The organism is Escherichia sp. E1V33, assembly GCF_004211955.1.
GTDB lineage: Bacteria > Pseudomonadota > Gammaproteobacteria > Enterobacterales > Enterobacteriaceae > Escherichia.
In genome coordinates this window covers 117,506-134,714 of record NZ_RHJI01000004.1, presented here as the reverse complement: position 1 = coordinate 134,714, position 17,209 = coordinate 117,506, and the positions used below count along the sequence as shown (strand labels likewise).

Below are 17,209 nucleotides of genomic sequence, written 5' to 3'. Positions count from 1 at the left end.
CACCATGACCATTACCTCTCTTGATGGCTATCGCTGGTTGAAGAACGATATTATTCGCGGCAATTTTCAGCCGGATGAAAAATTACGGATGAGTTTGCTGACATCGCGTTATGCTCTTGGCGTTGGGCCGTTGCGAGAAGCCCTTTCGCAACTGGTGGCGGAACGACTGGTCACGGTGGTGAATCAAAAAGGGTATCGGGTAGCGTCTATGTCAGAGCAGGAGCTGCTCGATATTTTCGACGCCCGCGCCAATATGGAAGCGATGCTGGTGAGTCTGGCGATTGCCCGCGGTGGCGATGAGTGGGAGGCTGACGTTCTCGCAAAAGCGCATCTGCTCAGTAAGCTTGAGGCCTGTGACGCCAGCGAGAAAATGCTTGATGAGTGGGATCTGCGTCATCAGGCGTTTCATACTGCAATTGTATCGGGCTGTGGTTCTCACTATTTGCTGCAAATGCGTGAACGGTTGTTTGATCTGGCGGCGCGCTATCGGTTCATCTGGCTACGACGAACGGTACTTTCTGTGGAAATGCTGGAAGACAAACTCGATCAGCACCAGACCCTGACTGAAGCCGTCCTGGCGCGAGATACCGCGCGCGCCAGTGAGTTAATGCGCCAGCATTTGCTGACGCCGATTCCAATTATCCAGCAAGCGATGGCGGACTAACCGCTATTACTCTGGAATACGCAACACTTGTCCCGGATAAATTTTATCCGGGCTTTTCAGCATCGGTTTATTCGCTTCGAAGATTTTATTGTACAGATTGGCGTTGCCGTAGACCTGTTTGGAAATGGCGCTAAGAGTGTCGCCAGACTTAACGGTATAAAACTGGCTGGCAGTGGCTGGCGTCGCCGTTTTCACCTGATCGTCCACGCTGGCAATACCGGAAATATTTCCCACCGCAACAAGGATTTTTTCCTTCGCTTCCTGGCTCAAACCATCACCAGTCACCGTCGCTTTGCCATCGGTAATTTGGATATTTACTTTATCGGCATCTGGAATGCCGGTTTTGTTCAAATGTTCCTGCACCTTCTTCGCCTGATCGTCTTTATCGTGCTGACCGGTGACCGCATCCCAGAGTTTTTCTCCGGCATCTTTCACAAAATTGAACAGTCCCATAGCTACCTCATTCGTTAACGGAAACACTCAGAAAGTGTAGCAGAGGAACGCGGCGCGTTAACGCCGCGGGGTGAGCACGGGATTAATCGCGAGTTTGCACCCAGAAAGCGTGAATCAAACCCGGGATATAACCGAGCAGCGTCAGCAATATGTTAATGATGAATGCCCAGCCAAATCCTTTGCCCAGCAGCACGCCGAGCGGCGGCAAAATGATGGTGATGACGATTCTCCAGAAACCCATATGTACTCCCTATAAGAAAATTAACCATTGTTTAAAAAGAGATTTTATCTCTTAAGCGTAATAATTTTAGCGGAACCAGCCAGTTTCAGCCTACGCGTTTACCCTCATTTACGCTGCTGACGCTGGTATACGTTGCATTTTTAGTTTAGAATTTACTTAATTTAGAAAATACTAAAATGATTATGACTGAACTCGCCCAACTACAAGCCAGTGCAGAACAGGCTGCAACATTACTGAAAGCAATGAGTCACCCCAAACGGTTGTTGATTCTGTGCATGCTTTGCGGTTCACCCGGCACCAGCGCGGGAGAACTGGCTCGCATAACCGGACTTAGTGCCTCCGCCACGTCACAGCATCTGGCTCGCATGCGTGACGAGGGGCTTATTGACAGCCAACGGGACGCCCAACGCATTCTTTATTCCATTAAAAATGAGGCGGTAAATGCCATTATCGCCACCCTGAAAAATATCTATTGTCCGTAAGGAGTGACGATGGCTTTGACAACAATTTCACCGCATAACGCGCAAGAATTAATCGCACGCGGCGCAAAGTTAATCGATATTCGTGATGCCGACGAATATCTTCGTGAACATATTCCAGCAGCCTCTCTGGCACCATTATCCGTGATAGAACAGTCTGGTCTTCCGGATAAATTACGTAGCGAACAAATTATATTCCACTGCCAGGCAGGTAAACGCACCAGCAATAACGCCGATAAATTAGCAGCAATTGCCGCCCCCGCAGAGGTCTTTTTACTGGAAGATGGGATCGATGGCTGGAAAAAAGCGGGATTGCCGGTAGCAGAAAATAAATCTCAACCGTTGCCATTAATGCGTCAGGTACAGATCACCGCTGGCGGCTTAATATTAATCGGCGTCATACTGGGTTATGCCATTAATAGCAGCTTCTTCTTATTAAGTGGATTTGTCGGCGCAGGATTAATGTTTGCAGGAATCAGCGGTTTTTGCGGGATGGCAAGGCTATTAGATAAGATGCCGTGGAATCAGCGAACTTGAGAAGCAACGCCGGATGCGCCATGACAGCGGCATCCGGCGCCAGGGATTAGATCAGGAAATCGTCGAGAGATTTACCTTCTGCCAGCGCCTGAGCAATTGGCTTCGGCGTACGACCCTGACCGGTCCAGGTTTTGGTTTCACCATTGAAGTCGGTGAATTTATATTTTGCTGGACGCGGTTCACGCTTTTTACCTGCACGCGGTGCAGCTGTGCCGTTAGCTAATAACTCTTCCGGGTTAATACCGTCAGCTTTCATCAGCTCCAGCCAGGTGCTAATTTTTTCCTGGCGTTCTGCCAGTTCACGCTGCTGCTGTTCTTCTTCTTCACGTCTTTCTTTAGTGACAACCCTGAATTTTTCGAGCATTTCTTCAAGAACGTCAATGGAGAATTCGCGAGCCATTGCACGAAGGGTGCGGATGTTATTTAAGCTTTGTAACATTACAGACATAATAAAGAAAACCTTTTAACGCCAAAACAAAAAGTATTTCGCCGCGTAGTGTAAGCGATCACTTATTATATTTCCACAAAATTTAATATATTTACAATCGCGGGGGATATTATTTCGTGCGTTATTTGCTGACACATTAATGCTTATATGCAAATTATATAGCAGCCATTTAACTTACTTATTACAGCTACTGGCGAGTGTTCCGGAGTACGATACAACCTCCTGGCTGATAATAGAACACACAATCAGCATAAATATGCATATAAAAAGAATACATATTAGCTATGTCAACTTGAAACTTTGTGCTGCCATTACAGGCTTTACACTATAAAAGATGCTGAATGAGGCCAGGCGCGCTCCTAAGCCGAATTCTCTACGCTTTGCTGCGTAAACACACCTTGATCACTCTGCCAAAAGACATCAGAACCACGTCGTAACATAATGATTTAAAATAACATTATCTTTTAAGACATAAAAAAATCCAGAATGTACAAAAAATGCACCACTACGGAATATTTTATCTACAAAAACCGAGGAAATAAAAATTTTTCACTAATTGATAAGTAATAGCCAGCGATATACGCTATGCGAAAGTGCAAACGGTAATTTAAACCACTGCATTCACATTCATCCGATTTCGCGTTTATTAAGGAGCATGGGCATGTTCTCACCGCAGTCACGCTTGCGTCATGCAGTAGCAGATACGTTCGCGATGGTTGTTTACTGTTCTGTCGTGAACATGTTTATCGAAGTATTTCTCTCCGGAATGAGCTTCGAACAGTCCCTTTATTCCAGACTGGTAGCGATTCCGGTGAACATATTAATTGCATGGCCATACGGTATGTACCGCGATCTATTTATGCGAATGGCACGCAAAGTTGGCTCGTCGGGCTGGGTAAAAAATCTTGCGGATATTCTGGCTTATGTGACGTTCCAGTCACCGGTATATATGGCAATCTTACTCGTCGTGGGCGCGGGTTGGCACCAGATTATGGCTGCGGTCAGTTCAAACATCATCGTTTCGATGTTAATGGGTGCGGTCTATGGCTACTTCCTTGATTACTGCCGCCGCCTGTTCAAAGTCAGCAGTTACCAGCAGGTAAAAGCCTGACCCTTCTTTGTCGCGACTGGCAATGCCAGTCGCGTCTTTAATTGGCTTCGCCAAACAATCCATGTAAGTAACGTTCAAGTGCAACACGCGAGCTGAAACCGTGTGGTATGCCGTAATGCTCGTGGCGCTCCCCCGCTAAATAGAGCGGGAACTGCTGGTAATGATCGCAAGTTTTAATATCGGAAGCCGGTTCTGCCAGTGTCGAACTACGTTCTTTTAATGTGGGATGAATTACCAGTGCGGTACGTCCCATTCGCGCTTCGCGATTAACATAGACATAATTTTCCCCACGGCGATAACCATAAGCTTTTTGGGTTACCACATCGACGGTAAAACCGACTTTCTCAAGTACGCGCGCCACCTCGTCTGGTCGTAAATACATATTTTATCCTCGTTATTATCTACCGCGGCCCTACCTTACCTGATTGAGCATTCACAACGCTTTCAGAAAAGTCCATAAAGCCACGATGATCCTCTGTTAAGAAAATTATGGTCTACACTGAAAATTACCTTGAATCCTGATGGGAGATCATATGTTTAACAGACCGAACCGCAACGACGTCGATGATGGCGTGCAGGATATTCAGAATGATGTCAATCAATTAGCTGACAGCCTGGAATCTGTATTGAAGTCCTGGGGCAGCGACGCCAAAGGGGAAGCCGAAGCCGCACGCAGTAAAGCTCAGGCATTGCTGAAAGAAACCAGGGCGCGAATGCATGGTCGTACTCGCGTCCAGCAAGCCGCGCGCGATGCCGTAGGCTGCGCGGATTCTTTTGTTCGTGAAAGACCCTGGTGTAGTGTGGGAACTGCTGCTGCGGTAGGTATTTTTATCGGCGCGTTGTTGAGCATGCGTAAATCGTAGTGAGACGATGACAAGCAGTAGTCTGACTTCTGAAAAGTACTCAGTGCGTCAACGCCTTGTCCGCCTACAGGCCTGAAAAACATAGCGCATCAGGGGATTTTGCCCTGGTCACCAGTCTTATAGGACCCCGAAGCCTGGCTTCGGGGTTATTAATTTAAAGCACTGCGCAATTGCTGTGCTACCTGTCGCGCCATACTTTCGCTAACGATATTCGTAAACGAGAGCAATAATCCTCCGTCCTCGCTTGAGCGGATACGCCAGTCGCTAAGTGCCTGTACGGCAAGACCAGCAGCATTGGCTTTATGCACGAATGTCACGTCATTACCTGCTAGTTTGATCACCATCTGGATACCGCCTTTTTGCGGCACAACCTGAAATCCCTGCTGCGTAAGTGCCTGCTCAATCCACTGCCGTCGCTGGGCATAATGCTGGCGCATTTTCTTCAGATGCCGCCAGAAATGCCCCTCACGGATGAAATCTGCCAGTGTGTTCTGCCACAGTACGGGTACAGCACATGGTTCCAGTGACGCCTGCTGCCGGAATTGCGAAATCTGCTCCACCGGCACCACCAGCCACGCACAGCGCAGTGCAGGAAATAGCGATTTGCTGAATGTTCCGGCATAAATTACCCGCTGCGGTGCGTCGAGACTTTTCAGCGCCGGTAGCGGCTTACCGTGATAGCGAAACTCACTGTCGTAATCATCTTCAATAATCCATGCCTGACTACGCTCTGCCCATTCCAGTATCTGATACCTACGCGCTAAAGAGAGTGCCACACCCAGCGGGCTTTGGTGTGCCGGCGTAATCAGAGCAAAACGCGCATCAGGATAATTTTGTATTCCGCTTGTGACATCCAGTCCGTTGTCATCAACCGGCACAGGTAAAATTTCCACACCGTGGCGAGTGACAATCGGGCGAATCAGTGGAAAGCCGGGATCTTCCATCCACATCCCGTTTCCCGGTTTCGCCAGCGCGTGCAGAATTAAAGCCAATGAGGCCGCATAACCATGAGTGATAAAGACCTGCTCTGGCTGGCATTCAATCCCGCGTGAAACGCGTAAGTAATCAACTATTGCCTCGCGCAACGCCGCCTCACCGCAGACATCGCCTAATGCCAAATCAAAGCGCGTCTGGGTACGCAGACGGCGGCCCATCACCCTCGCCCACAGTTCCCGCGGAAAAAGATCAAGTGCAGGTAACCCCATCTGAAAAGGCAGTGGCTGCTGACTTTCACCAGCAAAAGCCACGACATCCACAGCAGATTGTTGCGGATGTATCTGCTCACTGACAAATGTGCCAGCCTGTCCCCGCCTGACCAGCCATCCTTGCGCCACCAGCTCAGCATACGCATTTTCGACAGTGGATCGAGAGACACCCAGTTCCTGCGACCAGGTACGACTCGAAGGTAGCCTTGCGCCAGGTTTCAGTTCCCCTTGCTCAATAGCCGTTTTTAACTGACGGGCGATATCCTGATAACGTGGCATATGGTCTGCTTTTTTAGGTAATTTATGGCTCTCTTTAGCAGTCCATTATAGTGCTACATTGCGGGCGTTAATAAGAGGAGAAACTGTATGACTACATTACGTCAGCCTTACTACGAACTTAGCCCGGCAGTGTATAACGCACTGGTGCAGGCCAAAACGGCACTGGAAAATAGCGCGCTGGATACCACGCTGATGGAGTTAATTTATTTGCGCGTCTCGCAAATCAACGGCTGCGCATTTTGTCTGGAGATGCACAGCAAAGCATTACGCAAATCCGGTGTGCCGCAGCACAAACTGGACGCCCTGGCAGGCTGGCGCGTAAGCCATCATTTTGACGATCGCGAGCGGGCGGCGCTGGCATGGGCGGAATCAGTGACCGATATTGCCAGAACCCATGCGGAAGACGAGGTTTATCAGCCTTTGCTTGAGCATTTCAGCGCAGCAGAAATCAGCGACTTAACGTTTGCCATCGGGCTGATGAATTGTTTTAACCGTCTGGCCGTTTCCATGCGGATGTAATTTGCTGTTGCCGGGTATGCGCCCGGCAAAAAAACACAAAATCCCCTACCCCGTTGAGCCATTCACCGGTGGCGTAATCAATCTAAAATTCCCATATCTTGTGTGGTTGAATATTTTTTCAACTACATCTAGTATCTCTGTATCAACAGAGAGACAACCCGACGCGTATCATCGCGCCGTATCTTCATTTTAAACGGAAATACGAATCATGAGCATTACCATTTACACTCGTAACGATTGCGTTCAGTGCCACGCCACCAAACGGGCGATGGAAAACCGGGGCTTTGACTTTGAAATGATTAATGTCGATCGCGTTCCTGAAGCGGCAGAAGCGTTGCGTGCTCAGGGCTTTCGTCAGTTGCCGGTAGTGATTGCTGGCGATCTTAGCTGGTCTGGTTTCCGTCCGGACATGATTAACCGTCTGCATCCAGCGCCACACGCGGCCAGTGCATGAGCCAGCTCGTCTACTTCTCCAGCAGCTCCGAAAACACGCAGCGTTTTATCGAACGTTTAGGTCTGCCCGCGGTGCGCATCCCGCTCAATGAGCGGGAACGGATTCAGGTAGACGAGCCTTACATCCTGATCGTGCCCTCTTACGGCGGCGGCGGTACGGCTGGCGCGGTGCCACGACAGGTAATTCGCTTTTTAAACGACGAGCACAACCGGGCGTTGCTTCGCGGCGTTATTGCTTCGGGTAATCGCAACTTTGGTGAGGCGTATGGCCGCGCTGGAGATGTGATTGCCCGGAAATGCGGCGTGCCGTGGCTGTACCGCTTTGAACTCATGGGTACGCAAAGCGATATCGAAAACGTTCGTAAAGGAGTAACCGAATTTTGGCAACGACAACCGCAGAATGCCTGACGCAGGAAACGATGGATTACCACGCGCTGAATGCGATGCTTAACCTCTACGATAGCGCAGGTCGCATTCAGTTCGATAAAGACCGCCAGGCCGTTGACGCCTTTATTGCGACGCATGTGCGTCCGAACAGTGTGACCTTCAGTAGCCAGCAGCAGCGCCTGAACTGGCTGGTCAACGAAGGTTACTATGATGAAAGCGTTCTTAATCGCTACTCTCGCGACTTTGTCATTACGCTGTTTGCCCACGCACACACCAGCGGTTTTCGTTTCCAGACATTCCTCGGGGCATGGAAGTTTTACACCAGCTATACGTTGAAGACATTCGACGGTAAACGTTATCTGGAAGATTTTGCCGATCGAGTCACGATGGTGGCGCTGACGCTGGCACAAGGCGATGAGACGCTGGCGTTGCAACTGACAGATGAAATGCTGTCAGGACGCTTTCAGCCAGCCACGCCAACATTCCTCAACTGCGGTAAGCAGCAGCGCGGCGAACTGGTTTCCTGTTTTTTGCTGCGTATTGAAGACAATATGGAGTCGATTGGTCGGGCGGTAAATTCCGCACTGCAACTGTCGAAACGCGGCGGCGGCGTAGCATTTTTGCTGTCGAATCTGCGGGAAGCGGGCGCGCCAATTAAACGTATTGAAAATCAATCTTCTGGCGTGATTCCGGTGATGAAAATGCTGGAAGACGCATTTTCCTATGCCAACCAGCTCGGCGCGCGTCAGGGGGCTGGGGCAGTCTATTTACATGCTCATCATCCCGATATTCTGCGTTTTCTCGATACAAAGCGGGAAAATGCTGACGAAAAAATCCGCATTAAAACACTGTCGCTGGGCGTGGTGATCCCGGATATCACTTTCCATCTGGCAAAAGAGAATGCGCAGATGGCGCTGTTTTCGCCCTATGACGTTGAGCGAGTTTATGGCAAGCCGTTTGCCGATATCGCCATTAGCGAACACTATGACGAACTGGTTGCCGATGAACGCATCCGCAAAAAATACCTCAACGCCCGTGATTTCTTCCAGCGACTGGCAGAAATCCAGTTTGAGTCCGGCTATCCCTACATCATGTATGAAGACACGGTAAACCGTGCTAACCCTATCGCCGGGCGCATAAATATGAGTAATCTCTGCTCAGAGATTTTGCAGGTTAACAGCGCCTCAGAGTATAACGAGAATCTCGACTATGCCCGCACAGGCCATGATATCTCCTGCAATTTAGGTTCGTTGAATATTGCCCACACCATGGATTCCCCCGACTTTGCCCGCACGGTAGAGACTGCCGTACGCGGTTTAACGGCGGTGTCAGATATGAGTCATATCCGCAGCGTGCCGTCCATCGAAGCCGGAAATGCCGCCTCGCACGCCATCGGACTGGGGCAGATGAATTTACATGGTTATCTGGCGAGGGAAGGCATCGCTTATGGTTCGCCGGAAGCACTGGATTTCACCAATCTCTATTTCTATACCATCACCTGGCACGCACTGCGTACCTCGATGTTGCTGGCGCGCGAACGCGGTGAAACCTTCGCCGGGTTCAAACAGTCACGCTATGCCAGCGGTGACTATTTTAACCAATATCTGCAAGGTAACTGGCAGCCGAAAACCGCGAAAGTTGGCGGACTGTTTGCCCGTAGCGGTATTACGTTACCTACCCGTGAGATGTGGGCGCAGCTGCGCGACGACGTGATACGCTATGGCATATACAACCAGAATCTCCAGGCGGTGCCGCCAACCGGTTCTATCTCTTATATCAACCATGCCACGTCGAGTATTCATCCGATTGTGGCGAAAGTAGAGATACGCAAAGAGGGCAAAACAGGACGCGTTTACTACCCTGCCCCATTTATGACTAACGAAAATCTGGCGCTGTATCAGGACGCTTACGAAATCGGCGCAGAAAAGATCATCGACACCTACGCGGAAGCGACTCGCCATGTCGATCAGGGGCTGTCGCTGACGCTGTTTTTCCCCGATACCGCCACCACTCGCGATATCAACAAAGCGCAGATTTACGCCTGGCGCAAGGGTATCAAAACGCTCTATTACATTCGCCTGCGTCAGATGGCGCTGGAAGGCACTGAAATTGAAGGCTGCGTCTCCTGTGCACTTTAAGGAATATCTATGAAACTCTCACGTATCAGCGCCATCAACTGGAACAAGATATCTGACGATAAAGATCTGGAGGTGTGGAATCGCCTGACCAGCAATTTCTGGCTACCAGAAAAGGTGCCACTGTCGAACGATATACCTGCATGGCAGACACTAAGTGTCGTAGAACAACAACTGACGATGCGCGTTTTTACTGGCCTGACGCTGCTCGACACGCTGCAAAATGTTATCGGCGCGCCTTCGCTGTTGCCCGATGCACTCACGCCTCATGAAGAAGCGGTATTATCGAATATCAGCTTTATGGAAGCGGTTCATGCCCGCTCTTACAGTTCGATTTTCTCGACGCTGTGCCAGACCAAAGATGTCGATGCTGCCTACGCCTGGAGTGAAGAAAACGCACCGTTGCAGCGAAAAGCTCAGATTATTCAGCAACATTATCGCGGGGATGATCCGCTGAAAAAGAAAATCGCCAGTGTGTTTCTTGAATCTTTTTTGTTCTATTCCGGTTTCTGGCTGCCGATGTATTTTTCCAGCCGCGGAAAGCTAACCAATACCGCAGACCTGATCCGTCTGATTATCCGCGATGAAGCAGTGCACGGTTACTACATCGGATATAAATATCAGAAAAACATGGAAAAGATCTCCCAGGCACAACGTGAAGAGTTGAAGAGTTTCGCCTTCGATTTATTGCTGGAACTCTACGACAACGAGTTGCAATACACCGATGAGCTGTACGCCGAAACCCCGTGGGCTGACGATGTGAAAGCGTTTCTCTGTTACAACGCCAATAAGGCGTTGATGAATCTGGGCTACGAACCGTTATTTCCCGCAGAAATGGCAGAAGTGAATCCGGCAATCCTCGCCGCGCTTTCGCCGAATGCCGATGAAAATCACGATTTCTTTTCCGGTTCAGGCTCCTCTTATGTGATGGGGAAAGCGGTTGAAACAGAAGATGAAGACTGGAATTTCTGAGGGTGTTATTTTCAAAAATATCACTACTCGCAGCAGGGAAATAATTCCCGCCAAATATACTCGTCATACTTCAAGTTGCATGTGCTGCGTCTGCGTTCGCTCACCCCAGTCACTTACTTATGTAAGCTCATGGGGATTCACTCGCTTGTCGCCTTCCTGCAACTCGAATTATTTAGAGTATAGCTTTATATCACGCAAATAATTTGTGGTGATCTACACTGATACTCTGTTGCATTATTCTCCTGAAACCACAATATTCAGGCGTTTTTTCGCTATCTTTGACAAAAAATATCAACTTTTCTCGATTTGCTCTCAGCCCTTATATCACGGGAAATTCCGGCGATTTGCTCGCATTAATATTCATGTCACATTTGCCATCAGGGGTTGCCTCAGATTCTCAGTATGTTAGGGTAGAAAAAAGTGACTATTTCCATTGGGTAATATATCGACATAAACAAATAACAGGAATCTTTCTATTGCATGGCAATTAAATTAGAAATTAAAAATCTTTATAAAATATTTGGCGAGCATCCACAGCGAGCGTTCAAATATATCGAACAAGGACTTTCAAAAGAACAAATTCTGGAAAAAACTGGGCTATCGCTTGGCGTAAAAGACGCCAGTCTGGCCATTGAAGAAGGCGAGATATTTGTCATCATGGGATTATCCGGTTCGGGTAAATCCACAATGGTACGCCTTCTCAATCGCCTGATTGAACCCACCCGCGGGCAAGTACTGATTGATGGTGTGGATATTGCCAAAATATCCGACGCCGAACTCCGTGAGGTGCGCAGAAAAAAGATTGCGATGGTCTTCCAGTCCTTTGCCTTAATGCCGCATATGACCGTGCTGGACAATACTGCGTTCGGTATGGAATTGGCCGGAATTAATGCCGAAGAACGCCGGGAAAAAGCCATTGATGCACTGCGTCAGGTCGGGCTGGAAAATTATGCCCACAGCTACCCGGATGAACTCTCTGGCGGGATGCGTCAACGTGTGGGATTAGCCCGCGCGTTAGCGATTAATCCGGATATATTATTAATGGACGAAGCCTTCTCGGCGCTCGATCCATTAATTCGCACCGAGATGCAGGATGAACTGGTAAAATTACAGGCGAAACATCAGCGCACCATTGTCTTTATTTCCCACGATCTCGATGAAGCCATGCGTATTGGCGACCGAATTGCCATTATGCAAAATGGTGAAGTGGTACAAGTCGGCACACCGGATGAAATTCTCAATAATCCGGCGAATGATTATGTCCGTACCTTCTTCCGTGGCGTCGATATTAGTCAGGTATTCAGTGCGAAAGATATTGCCCGTCGGACACCGAATGGCTTAATTCGTAAAACCCCTGGCTTCGGCCCACGTTCGGCACTGAAATTATTGCAGGATGAAGATCGCGAATATGGCTACGTCATCGAACGCGGTAATAAGTTTGTCGGCGCAGTCTCCATCGATTCGCTTAAAACTGCGTTAACGCAGCAACAAGGTCTTGATGCGGCGCTGATTGATGCGCCGTTAGCGGTCGATGCGCAAACGCCTCTTAGCGAGTTGCTCTCTCATGTCGGACAGGCACCCTGTGCGGTGCCCGTGGTCGACGAGGACCAACAGTATGTCGGCATCATTTCGAAAGGAATGCTGCTGCGCGCTTTAGATCGTGAGGGGGTAAATAATGGCTGATCAAAATAATCCGTGGGATACCACGCCAGCGGCGGACAGTGCCGCGCAATCCGCAGACGCCTGGGGTACACCGACGACTGCACCGACTGACGGCGGTGGTGCTGACTGGCTGACCAGTACGCCTGCGCCAAACGTCGAGCATTTTAATATTCTCGATCCGTTCCATAAAACGCTGATCCCGCTCGACAGTTGGGTCACTGAAGGGATCGACTGGGTCGTTACCCATTTCCGTCCCGTCTTCCAGGGCGTGCGCGTTCCGGTTGATTATATCCTCAACGGTTTCCAGCAATTGCTGCTGGGTATGCCCGCGCCGATGGCGATTATCGTTTTCGCTCTAATCGCCTGGCAGATTTCCGGGGTCGGAATGGGCGTGGCGACGCTGGTTTCGCTAATTGCTATCGGCGCAATCGGTGCCTGGTCGCAGGCCATGATTACCCTGGCGCTGGTGTTAACCGCCCTGCTGTTCTGTATCGTCATCGGTTTGCCGTTGGGGATCTGGCTGGCGAGAAGTCCGCGAGCAGCGAAAATTATTCGTCCACTGCTTGATGCCATGCAGACCACGCCAGCGTTTGTTTATCTGGTGCCAATCGTCATGCTGTTTGGTATCGGTAACGTGCCGGGCGTGGTGGTGACGATCATCTTTGCGCTGCCGCCGATTATCCGTCTGACCATTCTGGGGATTAACCAGGTTCCGGCGGATCTGATTGAGGCCTCGCGCTCATTCGGTGCCAGCCCGCGCCAGATGCTGTTCAAAGTTCAGTTACCGCTGGCGATGCCGACCATTATGGCGGGCGTTAACCAGACGCTGATGCTGGCCCTTTCTATGGTGGTCATCGCCTCGATGATTGCCGTCGGCGGGCTGGGTCAGATGGTACTACGCGGTATCGGTCGTCTGGATATGGGGCTTGCCACCGTTGGCGGCGTCGGGATTGTGATCCTCGCCATTATCCTCGACCGCCTGACGCAGGCCGTTGGGCGCGACTCACGCAGTCGCGGCAACCGTCGCTGGTACACCACTGGTCCTGTCGGTCTGCTGACCCGCCCATTCATTAAGTAACTCTGCACTTGCCCGGTGACGCCGGGCATATCACCCTGCCAAAAAAAGGAATAACAATGCGACATAGCGTACTTTTTGCGACAGCGTTTGCCACGCTTATCTCTACACAAACTTTTGCTGCCGATCTGCCGGGCAAAGGCATTACTGTTAATCCAGTTCAGAGCACCATCACCGAAGAAACCTTCCAGACGCTGCTGGTCAGCCGTGCGCTGGAGAAATTAGGCTATACCGTCAACAAACCCAGCGAAGTAGATTACAACGTTGGCTACACCTCGCTTGCTTCCGGCGATGCAACCTTCACCGCCGTGAACTGGACGCCACTGCATGACAACATGTACGAAGCTGCCGGTGGCGATAAGAAATTTTATCGTGAAGGGGTATTTGTTAACGGCGCGGCGCAGGGTTACCTGATCGATAAGAAAACCGCCGACCAGTACAAAATCACCAACATCGCACAACTAAAAGATCCGAAGATCGCCAAACTTTTCGATACCAACGGCGACGGTAAAGCGGATTTGACTGGCTGTAACCCTGGCTGGGGCTGCGAAGGTGCGATCAACCACCAGCTTGCCGCGTATGAACTGACCAATACCGTGACGCATAATCAGGGGAACTACGCGGCGATGATGGCCGACACCATCAGTCGTTACAAAGAGGGCAAACCGGTGTTTTACTACACCTGGACGCCGTACTGGGTGAGTAATGAGCTGAAGCCAGGGAAAGATGTGGTCTGGTTGCAGGTGCCGTTCTCTGCACTGCCGGGCGATAAAAATGCCGATACCAAACTGCCGAATGGCGCGAATTACGGCTTCCCGGTCAGCACCATGCATATCGTTGCCAATAAAGCCTGGGCCGAGAAAAACCCGGCAGCAGCCAAACTGTTCGCCATTATGCAGTTACCAGTGGCAGATATTAACGCCCAGAACGCCATTATGCATGACGGCAAAGCCTCAGAAGGCGATATTCAGGGCCACGTTGATGGCTGGATCAAAGCCCACCAGCAGCAGTTCGATGGCTGGGTGAATGAGGCGCTGGCTGCACAGAAGTAATTTTTATTCGGGCGGATAAGGCGTTTTTGCCTCATCCGCCGCTCTGTACACAATGCCTGATGCGACGCTAACGCGTCTTATCATGCCTACAAACCACACTCATTCCGTAGGGCGGATAAGGCGTTTTCGCCGCATCCGCCGTTCTGTGCACAATGCCTGATGCGACGCTGGCGCGTCTTATCATGCCTACAAACCACACCGCACATTTCAACAAGCTATCTTTCGCCCCCATTCATCAACATCCGCTATTATTGATTTCCAGCTTAATCATCACCTGATAAACAAAAATAATGACTAAACCTAATCATGAACTTAGCCCGGCGCTGATCGTGCTGATGTCGATCGCCACCGGTCTGGCGGTCGCCAGCAACTATTACGCCCAGCCATTGCTCGACACCATCGCGCGTAACTTTTCCCTTTCCGCCAGTTCGGCAGGCTTTATTGTTACCGCCGCGCAGTTGGGCTATGCCGCAGGTCTGCTGTTTCTTGTTCCCCTCGGTGATATGTTTGAACGCCGCCGCCTGATTGTCTCGATGACCTTACTGGCGGCAGGCGGCATGTTAATCACTGCCAGCAGTCAGTCACTGGCGATGATGATCCTCGGTACGGCCTTAACTGGTTTGTTCTCGGTCGTAGCGCAAATTCTGGTTCCGCTGGCGGCGACGCTGGCTTCACCAGACAAACGCGGCAAAGTCGTTGGCACCATTATGAGCGGCCTGCTGCTGGGGATCTTACTCGCACGGACCGTTGCCGGATTGCTGGCGAATCTCGGCGGCTGGCGCACCGTCTTTTGGGTCGCTTCGGTATTAATGGCACTGATGGCGCTGGCATTATGGCGTGGTCTGCCACAAATGAAATCAGAAACCCACCTCAACTACCCACAGTTGCTTGGTTCCGTTTTCAGCATGTTTATCAGTGATAAAATTCTGCGCACCCGCGCGATACTGGGCTGCCTGACCTTTGCCAACTTCAGCATTCTCTGGACCTCGATGGCCTTTTTGCTTGCCGCCCCACCTTTTAACTACAGCGATGGCGTAATTGGTCTGTTTGGACTTGCGGGAGCTGCCGGAGCATTGGGCGCTCGTCCGGCGGGCGGTTTTGCCGATAAGGGCAAATCGCATCTCACAACAACGTTTGGTCTGCTGCTGTTGTTACTTTCATGGCTGGCGATCTGGTTTGGTCACGCTTACGTACTGGCGCTAATTATCGGCATTCTGGTACTGGATCTCACCGTGCAGGGCGTGCATATCACCAATCAGACCGTAATTTACCGAATTTACCCTGATGCCCGTAATCGCCTGACTGCAGGTTACATGACCAGCTACTTTATTGGCGGTGCTGCTGGTTCGCTGATCTCGGCATCCGCCTGGCAACATGCCGGTTGGGCTGGCGTTTGCCTGGCTGGTGCGTCACTTGCCCTGGTGAATTTACTGGTCTGGTGGCGAGGTTTTCATCGTCAGGAAGCCGCAAATTAAGCAATCAGCAACCGTTTTCGTGGCTTTACACTTATAAGGGTGTTAAGAATCCCATCAGTCTGATAAGGTTAAGATATTCATTCAGTCTATTAATAATATTAACAATCGTTAAGCGTACACTCTATGGTAAGCCCTACTCCACTGCCAGCTTCTGGTTCGGCGACCTTCATGGAAGGCTGCAAAGACAGTTTACCGATTGTTATTAGTTATATTCCGGTGGCCTTTGCATTTGGTCTGAATGCGACCCGTCTGGGATTCACTCCCCTGGAAAGCGTTTTTTTCTCCTGCATTATTTATGCAGGAGCGAGCCAGTTTGTCATCACCGCGATGCTGGCAGCTGGCAGTAGCTTGTGGGTAGCAGCATTGACCGTTATGGCAATGGATGTTCGCCATGTACTGTATGGTCCATCGTTGCGTAGCCGCATTGTTCAACGCCTGCAAAAATCGAAAACCGCATTGTGGGCGTTTGGCCTGACGGACGAAGTTTTTGCCGCCGCAACGGCAAAACTGGTACGTAATAATCGCCGCTGGAGCGAAAACTGGATGATCGGCATTGCCTTCAGTTCATGGTCATCGTGGGTATTTGGTACGGTAATAGGGGCATTTTCGGGCAGCGGTTTGCTGCAAGGTTATCCAGCCGTTGAAGCAGCATTAGGCTTTATGCTGCCGGCACTCTTTATGAGTTTTCTGCTCGCCTCTTTCCAGCGCAAACAATCTCTTTGCGTTACCGCAGCGTTAGTTGGTGCCCTTGCTGGCGTAACGCTATTTTCTATTCCCGTCGCCATTCTGGCAGGCATTGTCTTTGGCTGCCTCACCGCGTTAATCCAGTCATTCTGGCAAGGAGCACCTGATGAGCTATGAGGTTCTGCTGCTTGGATTACTGGTTGGCGCGGCGAATTACTGCTTCCGCTATTTACCCCTACGCCTGCGAGTGGGCAATGCCCGCCCAACCAGGCGTGGCGCAGTGGGTATTTTGCTCGACACCATTGGCATCGCCTCGATTTGCGCTCTGCTGGTTGTCTCTACCGCACCAGAAGTGATGCACGACTCACGCCGTTTCGTACCCACGCTGGTCGGTTTTGCGGTACTGGGAGCCAGTTTCTATAAAACACGAAGCATCATTATTCCCACTCTATTGAGTGCGCTGGCCTACGGGCTGACGTGGAAAGTGATGACGTTTCTATAGACCACAAGAATCA

21 protein-coding genes are annotated in these 17,209 nt (G+C 50.5%); 16 read left to right on the top strand and 5 right to left on the bottom strand.

Annotated features, from left to right (window positions below):
- Positions 1-4 precede the first annotated feature (4 nt).
- Positions 5-664: a DNA-binding transcriptional regulator CsiR gene (csiR, locus tag D9742_RS04080; RefSeq protein ID WP_130236067.1), complete on the top strand. Its 660-nt coding sequence runs from the start codon at positions 5-7 to the stop codon at positions 662-664.
- Positions 665-670: 6 nt separating this feature from the next.
- Here the strand turns inward: csiR and kbp are convergent, their stop codons facing one another.
- Positions 671-1,117 carry a potassium binding protein Kbp gene (gene kbp, locus D9742_RS04075; RefSeq protein ID WP_130236066.1) on the bottom strand — a complete coding sequence of 149 codons (447 nt, stop codon included), beginning with the start codon at positions 1,115-1,117 and terminating at the stop codon, positions 671-673.
- An 82-nt stretch (positions 1,118-1,199) separates the two neighbouring features.
- The gene (locus D9742_RS04070; RefSeq protein WP_000508177.1) at positions 1,200-1,358 is read right to left on the bottom strand and encodes a YqaE/Pmp3 family membrane protein; all 159 of its coding nucleotides are present in this window, start codon (positions 1,356-1,358) and stop codon (positions 1,200-1,202) included.
- A gap of 182 nt (positions 1,359-1,540) precedes the next feature.
- Here D9742_RS04070 and D9742_RS04065 point away from each other — a divergent pair, with 182 nt between their 5' ends.
- Together D9742_RS04065 and D9742_RS04060 are read left to right on the top strand one after the other, a co-directional pair.
- Complete coding sequence (locus tag D9742_RS04065; protein ID WP_130236065.1) at positions 1,541-1,840, top strand: metalloregulator ArsR/SmtB family transcription factor; 300 nt, start codon at positions 1,541-1,543, stop codon at positions 1,838-1,840.
- A 9-nt stretch (positions 1,841-1,849) separates the two neighbouring features.
- Entirely contained in the window at positions 1,850-2,374 is a 525-nt protein-coding gene (locus tag D9742_RS04060; protein WP_130236064.1) for a rhodanese family protein, read from the top strand.
- A gap of 46 nt (positions 2,375-2,420) precedes the next feature.
- On the opposite strand, the gene stpA is transcribed toward D9742_RS04060, so the two are convergent.
- Positions 2,421-2,822, bottom strand: a complete 402-nt coding sequence (gene stpA, locus D9742_RS04055; protein WP_064529914.1) for a DNA-binding protein StpA — start codon at positions 2,820-2,822, stop codon at positions 2,421-2,423.
- A gap of 661 nt (positions 2,823-3,483) precedes the next feature.
- Here stpA and alaE point away from each other — a divergent pair.
- Positions 3,484-3,933, top strand: coding sequence for an L-alanine exporter AlaE (gene alaE / locus D9742_RS04050; protein WP_130236063.1), 450 nt, complete (start codon positions 3,484-3,486; stop codon positions 3,931-3,933).
- Between the two features lie 37 nt (positions 3,934-3,970).
- On the opposite strand, the gene D9742_RS04045 is transcribed toward alaE, so the two are convergent.
- Positions 3,971-4,315, bottom strand: coding sequence for a DUF2002 family protein (locus D9742_RS04045; protein ID WP_130236062.1), 345 nt, complete (start codon positions 4,313-4,315; stop codon positions 3,971-3,973).
- A gap of 151 nt (positions 4,316-4,466) precedes the next feature.
- On the opposite strand from D9742_RS04045, the gene D9742_RS04040 reads away from it, so the two are divergent.
- A complete protein-coding gene (locus D9742_RS04040; RefSeq protein WP_001295174.1) occupies positions 4,467-4,796 on the top strand; it encodes a DUF883 domain-containing protein in 330 nt (109 codons plus the stop codon).
- Between the two features lie 149 nt (positions 4,797-4,945).
- On the opposite strand, the gene D9742_RS04035 is transcribed toward D9742_RS04040, so the two are convergent.
- Positions 4,946-6,280, bottom strand: coding sequence for a PLP-dependent aminotransferase family protein (locus D9742_RS04035; RefSeq protein ID WP_130236061.1), 1,335 nt, complete (start codon positions 6,278-6,280; stop codon positions 4,946-4,948).
- Between the two features lie 87 nt (positions 6,281-6,367).
- Between D9742_RS04035 and D9742_RS04030 the strand changes: the two genes are divergently transcribed.
- The 11 genes from D9742_RS04030 (at position 6,368) to ygaH (ending at position 17,196) form a co-directional block, all read left to right on the top strand.
- Positions 6,368-6,799, top strand: coding sequence for a carboxymuconolactone decarboxylase family protein (locus tag D9742_RS04030; RefSeq protein WP_000209788.1), 432 nt, complete (start codon positions 6,368-6,370; stop codon positions 6,797-6,799).
- Positions 6,800-7,007: 208 nt separating this feature from the next.
- Positions 7,008-7,253 carry a glutaredoxin-like protein NrdH gene (gene nrdH, locus D9742_RS04020; protein ID WP_000028864.1) on the top strand — a complete coding sequence of 82 codons (246 nt, stop codon included), beginning with the start codon at positions 7,008-7,010 and terminating at the stop codon, positions 7,251-7,253.
- Positions 7,250-7,660 carry a class Ib ribonucleoside-diphosphate reductase assembly flavoprotein NrdI gene (gene nrdI / locus D9742_RS04015; protein ID WP_000080947.1) on the top strand — a complete coding sequence of 137 codons (411 nt, stop codon included), beginning with the start codon at positions 7,250-7,252 and terminating at the stop codon, positions 7,658-7,660. Before nrdH ends, nrdI begins: the two co-directional genes overlap by 4 nt.
- Positions 7,633-9,777: a class 1b ribonucleoside-diphosphate reductase subunit alpha gene (nrdE, locus tag D9742_RS04010; RefSeq protein WP_130236059.1), complete on the top strand. Its 2,145-nt coding sequence runs from the start codon at positions 7,633-7,635 to the stop codon at positions 9,775-9,777. The genes nrdI and nrdE overlap by 28 nt, the downstream gene beginning before the upstream one ends.
- A gap of 9 nt (positions 9,778-9,786) precedes the next feature.
- Positions 9,787-10,746, top strand: coding sequence for a class 1b ribonucleoside-diphosphate reductase subunit beta (nrdF, locus tag D9742_RS04005; RefSeq protein ID WP_001521117.1), 960 nt, complete (start codon positions 9,787-9,789; stop codon positions 10,744-10,746).
- A 480-nt stretch (positions 10,747-11,226) separates the two neighbouring features.
- Entirely contained in the window at positions 11,227-12,429 is a 1,203-nt protein-coding gene (gene proV / locus D9742_RS03995; RefSeq protein ID WP_000985483.1) for a glycine betaine/L-proline ABC transporter ATP-binding protein ProV, read from the top strand.
- The gene (proW, locus tag D9742_RS03990) at positions 12,422-13,486 is read left to right on the top strand and encodes a glycine betaine/L-proline ABC transporter permease ProW (RefSeq protein ID WP_130236058.1); all 1,065 of its coding nucleotides are present in this window, start codon (positions 12,422-12,424) and stop codon (positions 13,484-13,486) included. The genes proV and proW overlap by 8 nt, the downstream gene beginning before the upstream one ends.
- Positions 13,487-13,542: 56 nt before the next feature.
- Entirely contained in the window at positions 13,543-14,535 is a 993-nt protein-coding gene (gene proX / locus D9742_RS03985) for a glycine betaine/L-proline ABC transporter substrate-binding protein ProX (RefSeq protein ID WP_001216525.1), read from the top strand.
- Between the two features lie 290 nt (positions 14,536-14,825).
- Entirely contained in the window at positions 14,826-16,010 is a 1,185-nt protein-coding gene (locus D9742_RS03980; protein WP_130236057.1) for an MFS transporter, read from the top strand.
- A 123-nt stretch (positions 16,011-16,133) separates the two neighbouring features.
- Positions 16,134-16,871 (top strand): L-valine exporter subunit YgaZ, encoded by a 738-nt coding sequence (gene ygaZ, locus D9742_RS03975; protein WP_130236056.1) that lies wholly within the window; start codon positions 16,134-16,136, stop codon positions 16,869-16,871.
- Positions 16,861-17,196, top strand: coding sequence for an L-valine transporter subunit YgaH (gene ygaH / locus D9742_RS03970; protein WP_130236055.1), 336 nt, complete (start codon positions 16,861-16,863; stop codon positions 17,194-17,196). The genes ygaZ and ygaH overlap by 11 nt, the downstream gene beginning before the upstream one ends.
- Positions 17,197-17,209 lie beyond the last annotated feature (13 nt).

Bases quoted from the DNA above. Each gene is read 5' to 3' on its own strand.
- csiR (WP_130236067.1), top strand. From the start codon at position 5: ATGACCATTACCTCTCTTGATGGCTATCGCTGGTTGAAGAACGATATT.
- kbp (WP_130236066.1), bottom strand. From the start codon at position 1,117: ATGGGACTGTTCAATTTTGTGAAAGATGCCGGAGAAAAACTCTGGGAT.
- D9742_RS04070 (WP_000508177.1), bottom strand. From the start codon at position 1,358: ATGGGTTTCTGGAGAATCGTCATCACCATCATTTTGCCGCCGCTCGGC.
- D9742_RS04065 (WP_130236065.1), top strand. From the start codon at position 1,541: ATGACTGAACTCGCCCAACTACAAGCCAGTGCAGAACAGGCTGCAACA.
- D9742_RS04060 (WP_130236064.1), top strand. From the start codon at position 1,850: ATGGCTTTGACAACAATTTCACCGCATAACGCGCAAGAATTAATCGCA.
- stpA (WP_064529914.1), bottom strand. From the start codon at position 2,822: ATGTCTGTAATGTTACAAAGCTTAAATAACATCCGCACCCTTCGTGCA.
- alaE (WP_130236063.1), top strand. From the start codon at position 3,484: ATGTTCTCACCGCAGTCACGCTTGCGTCATGCAGTAGCAGATACGTTC.
- D9742_RS04045 (WP_130236062.1), bottom strand. From the start codon at position 4,315: ATGTATTTACGACCAGACGAGGTGGCGCGCGTACTTGAGAAAGTCGGT.
- D9742_RS04040 (WP_001295174.1), top strand. From the start codon at position 4,467: ATGTTTAACAGACCGAACCGCAACGACGTCGATGATGGCGTGCAGGAT.
- D9742_RS04035 (WP_130236061.1), bottom strand. From the start codon at position 6,280: ATGCCACGTTATCAGGATATCGCCCGTCAGTTAAAAACGGCTATTGAG.
- D9742_RS04030 (WP_000209788.1), top strand. From the start codon at position 6,368: ATGACTACATTACGTCAGCCTTACTACGAACTTAGCCCGGCAGTGTAT.
- nrdH (WP_000028864.1), top strand. From the start codon at position 7,008: ATGAGCATTACCATTTACACTCGTAACGATTGCGTTCAGTGCCACGCC.
- nrdI (WP_000080947.1), top strand. From the start codon at position 7,250: ATGAGCCAGCTCGTCTACTTCTCCAGCAGCTCCGAAAACACGCAGCGT.
- nrdF (WP_001521117.1), top strand. From the start codon at position 9,787: ATGAAACTCTCACGTATCAGCGCCATCAACTGGAACAAGATATCTGAC.
- proV (WP_000985483.1), top strand. From the start codon at position 11,227: ATGGCAATTAAATTAGAAATTAAAAATCTTTATAAAATATTTGGCGAG.
- proW (WP_130236058.1), top strand. From the start codon at position 12,422: ATGGCTGATCAAAATAATCCGTGGGATACCACGCCAGCGGCGGACAGT.
- proX (WP_001216525.1), top strand. From the start codon at position 13,543: ATGCGACATAGCGTACTTTTTGCGACAGCGTTTGCCACGCTTATCTCT.
- D9742_RS03980 (WP_130236057.1), top strand. From the start codon at position 14,826: ATGACTAAACCTAATCATGAACTTAGCCCGGCGCTGATCGTGCTGATG.
- ygaZ (WP_130236056.1), top strand. From the start codon at position 16,134: ATGGTAAGCCCTACTCCACTGCCAGCTTCTGGTTCGGCGACCTTCATG.
- ygaH (WP_130236055.1), top strand. From the start codon at position 16,861: ATGAGCTATGAGGTTCTGCTGCTTGGATTACTGGTTGGCGCGGCGAAT.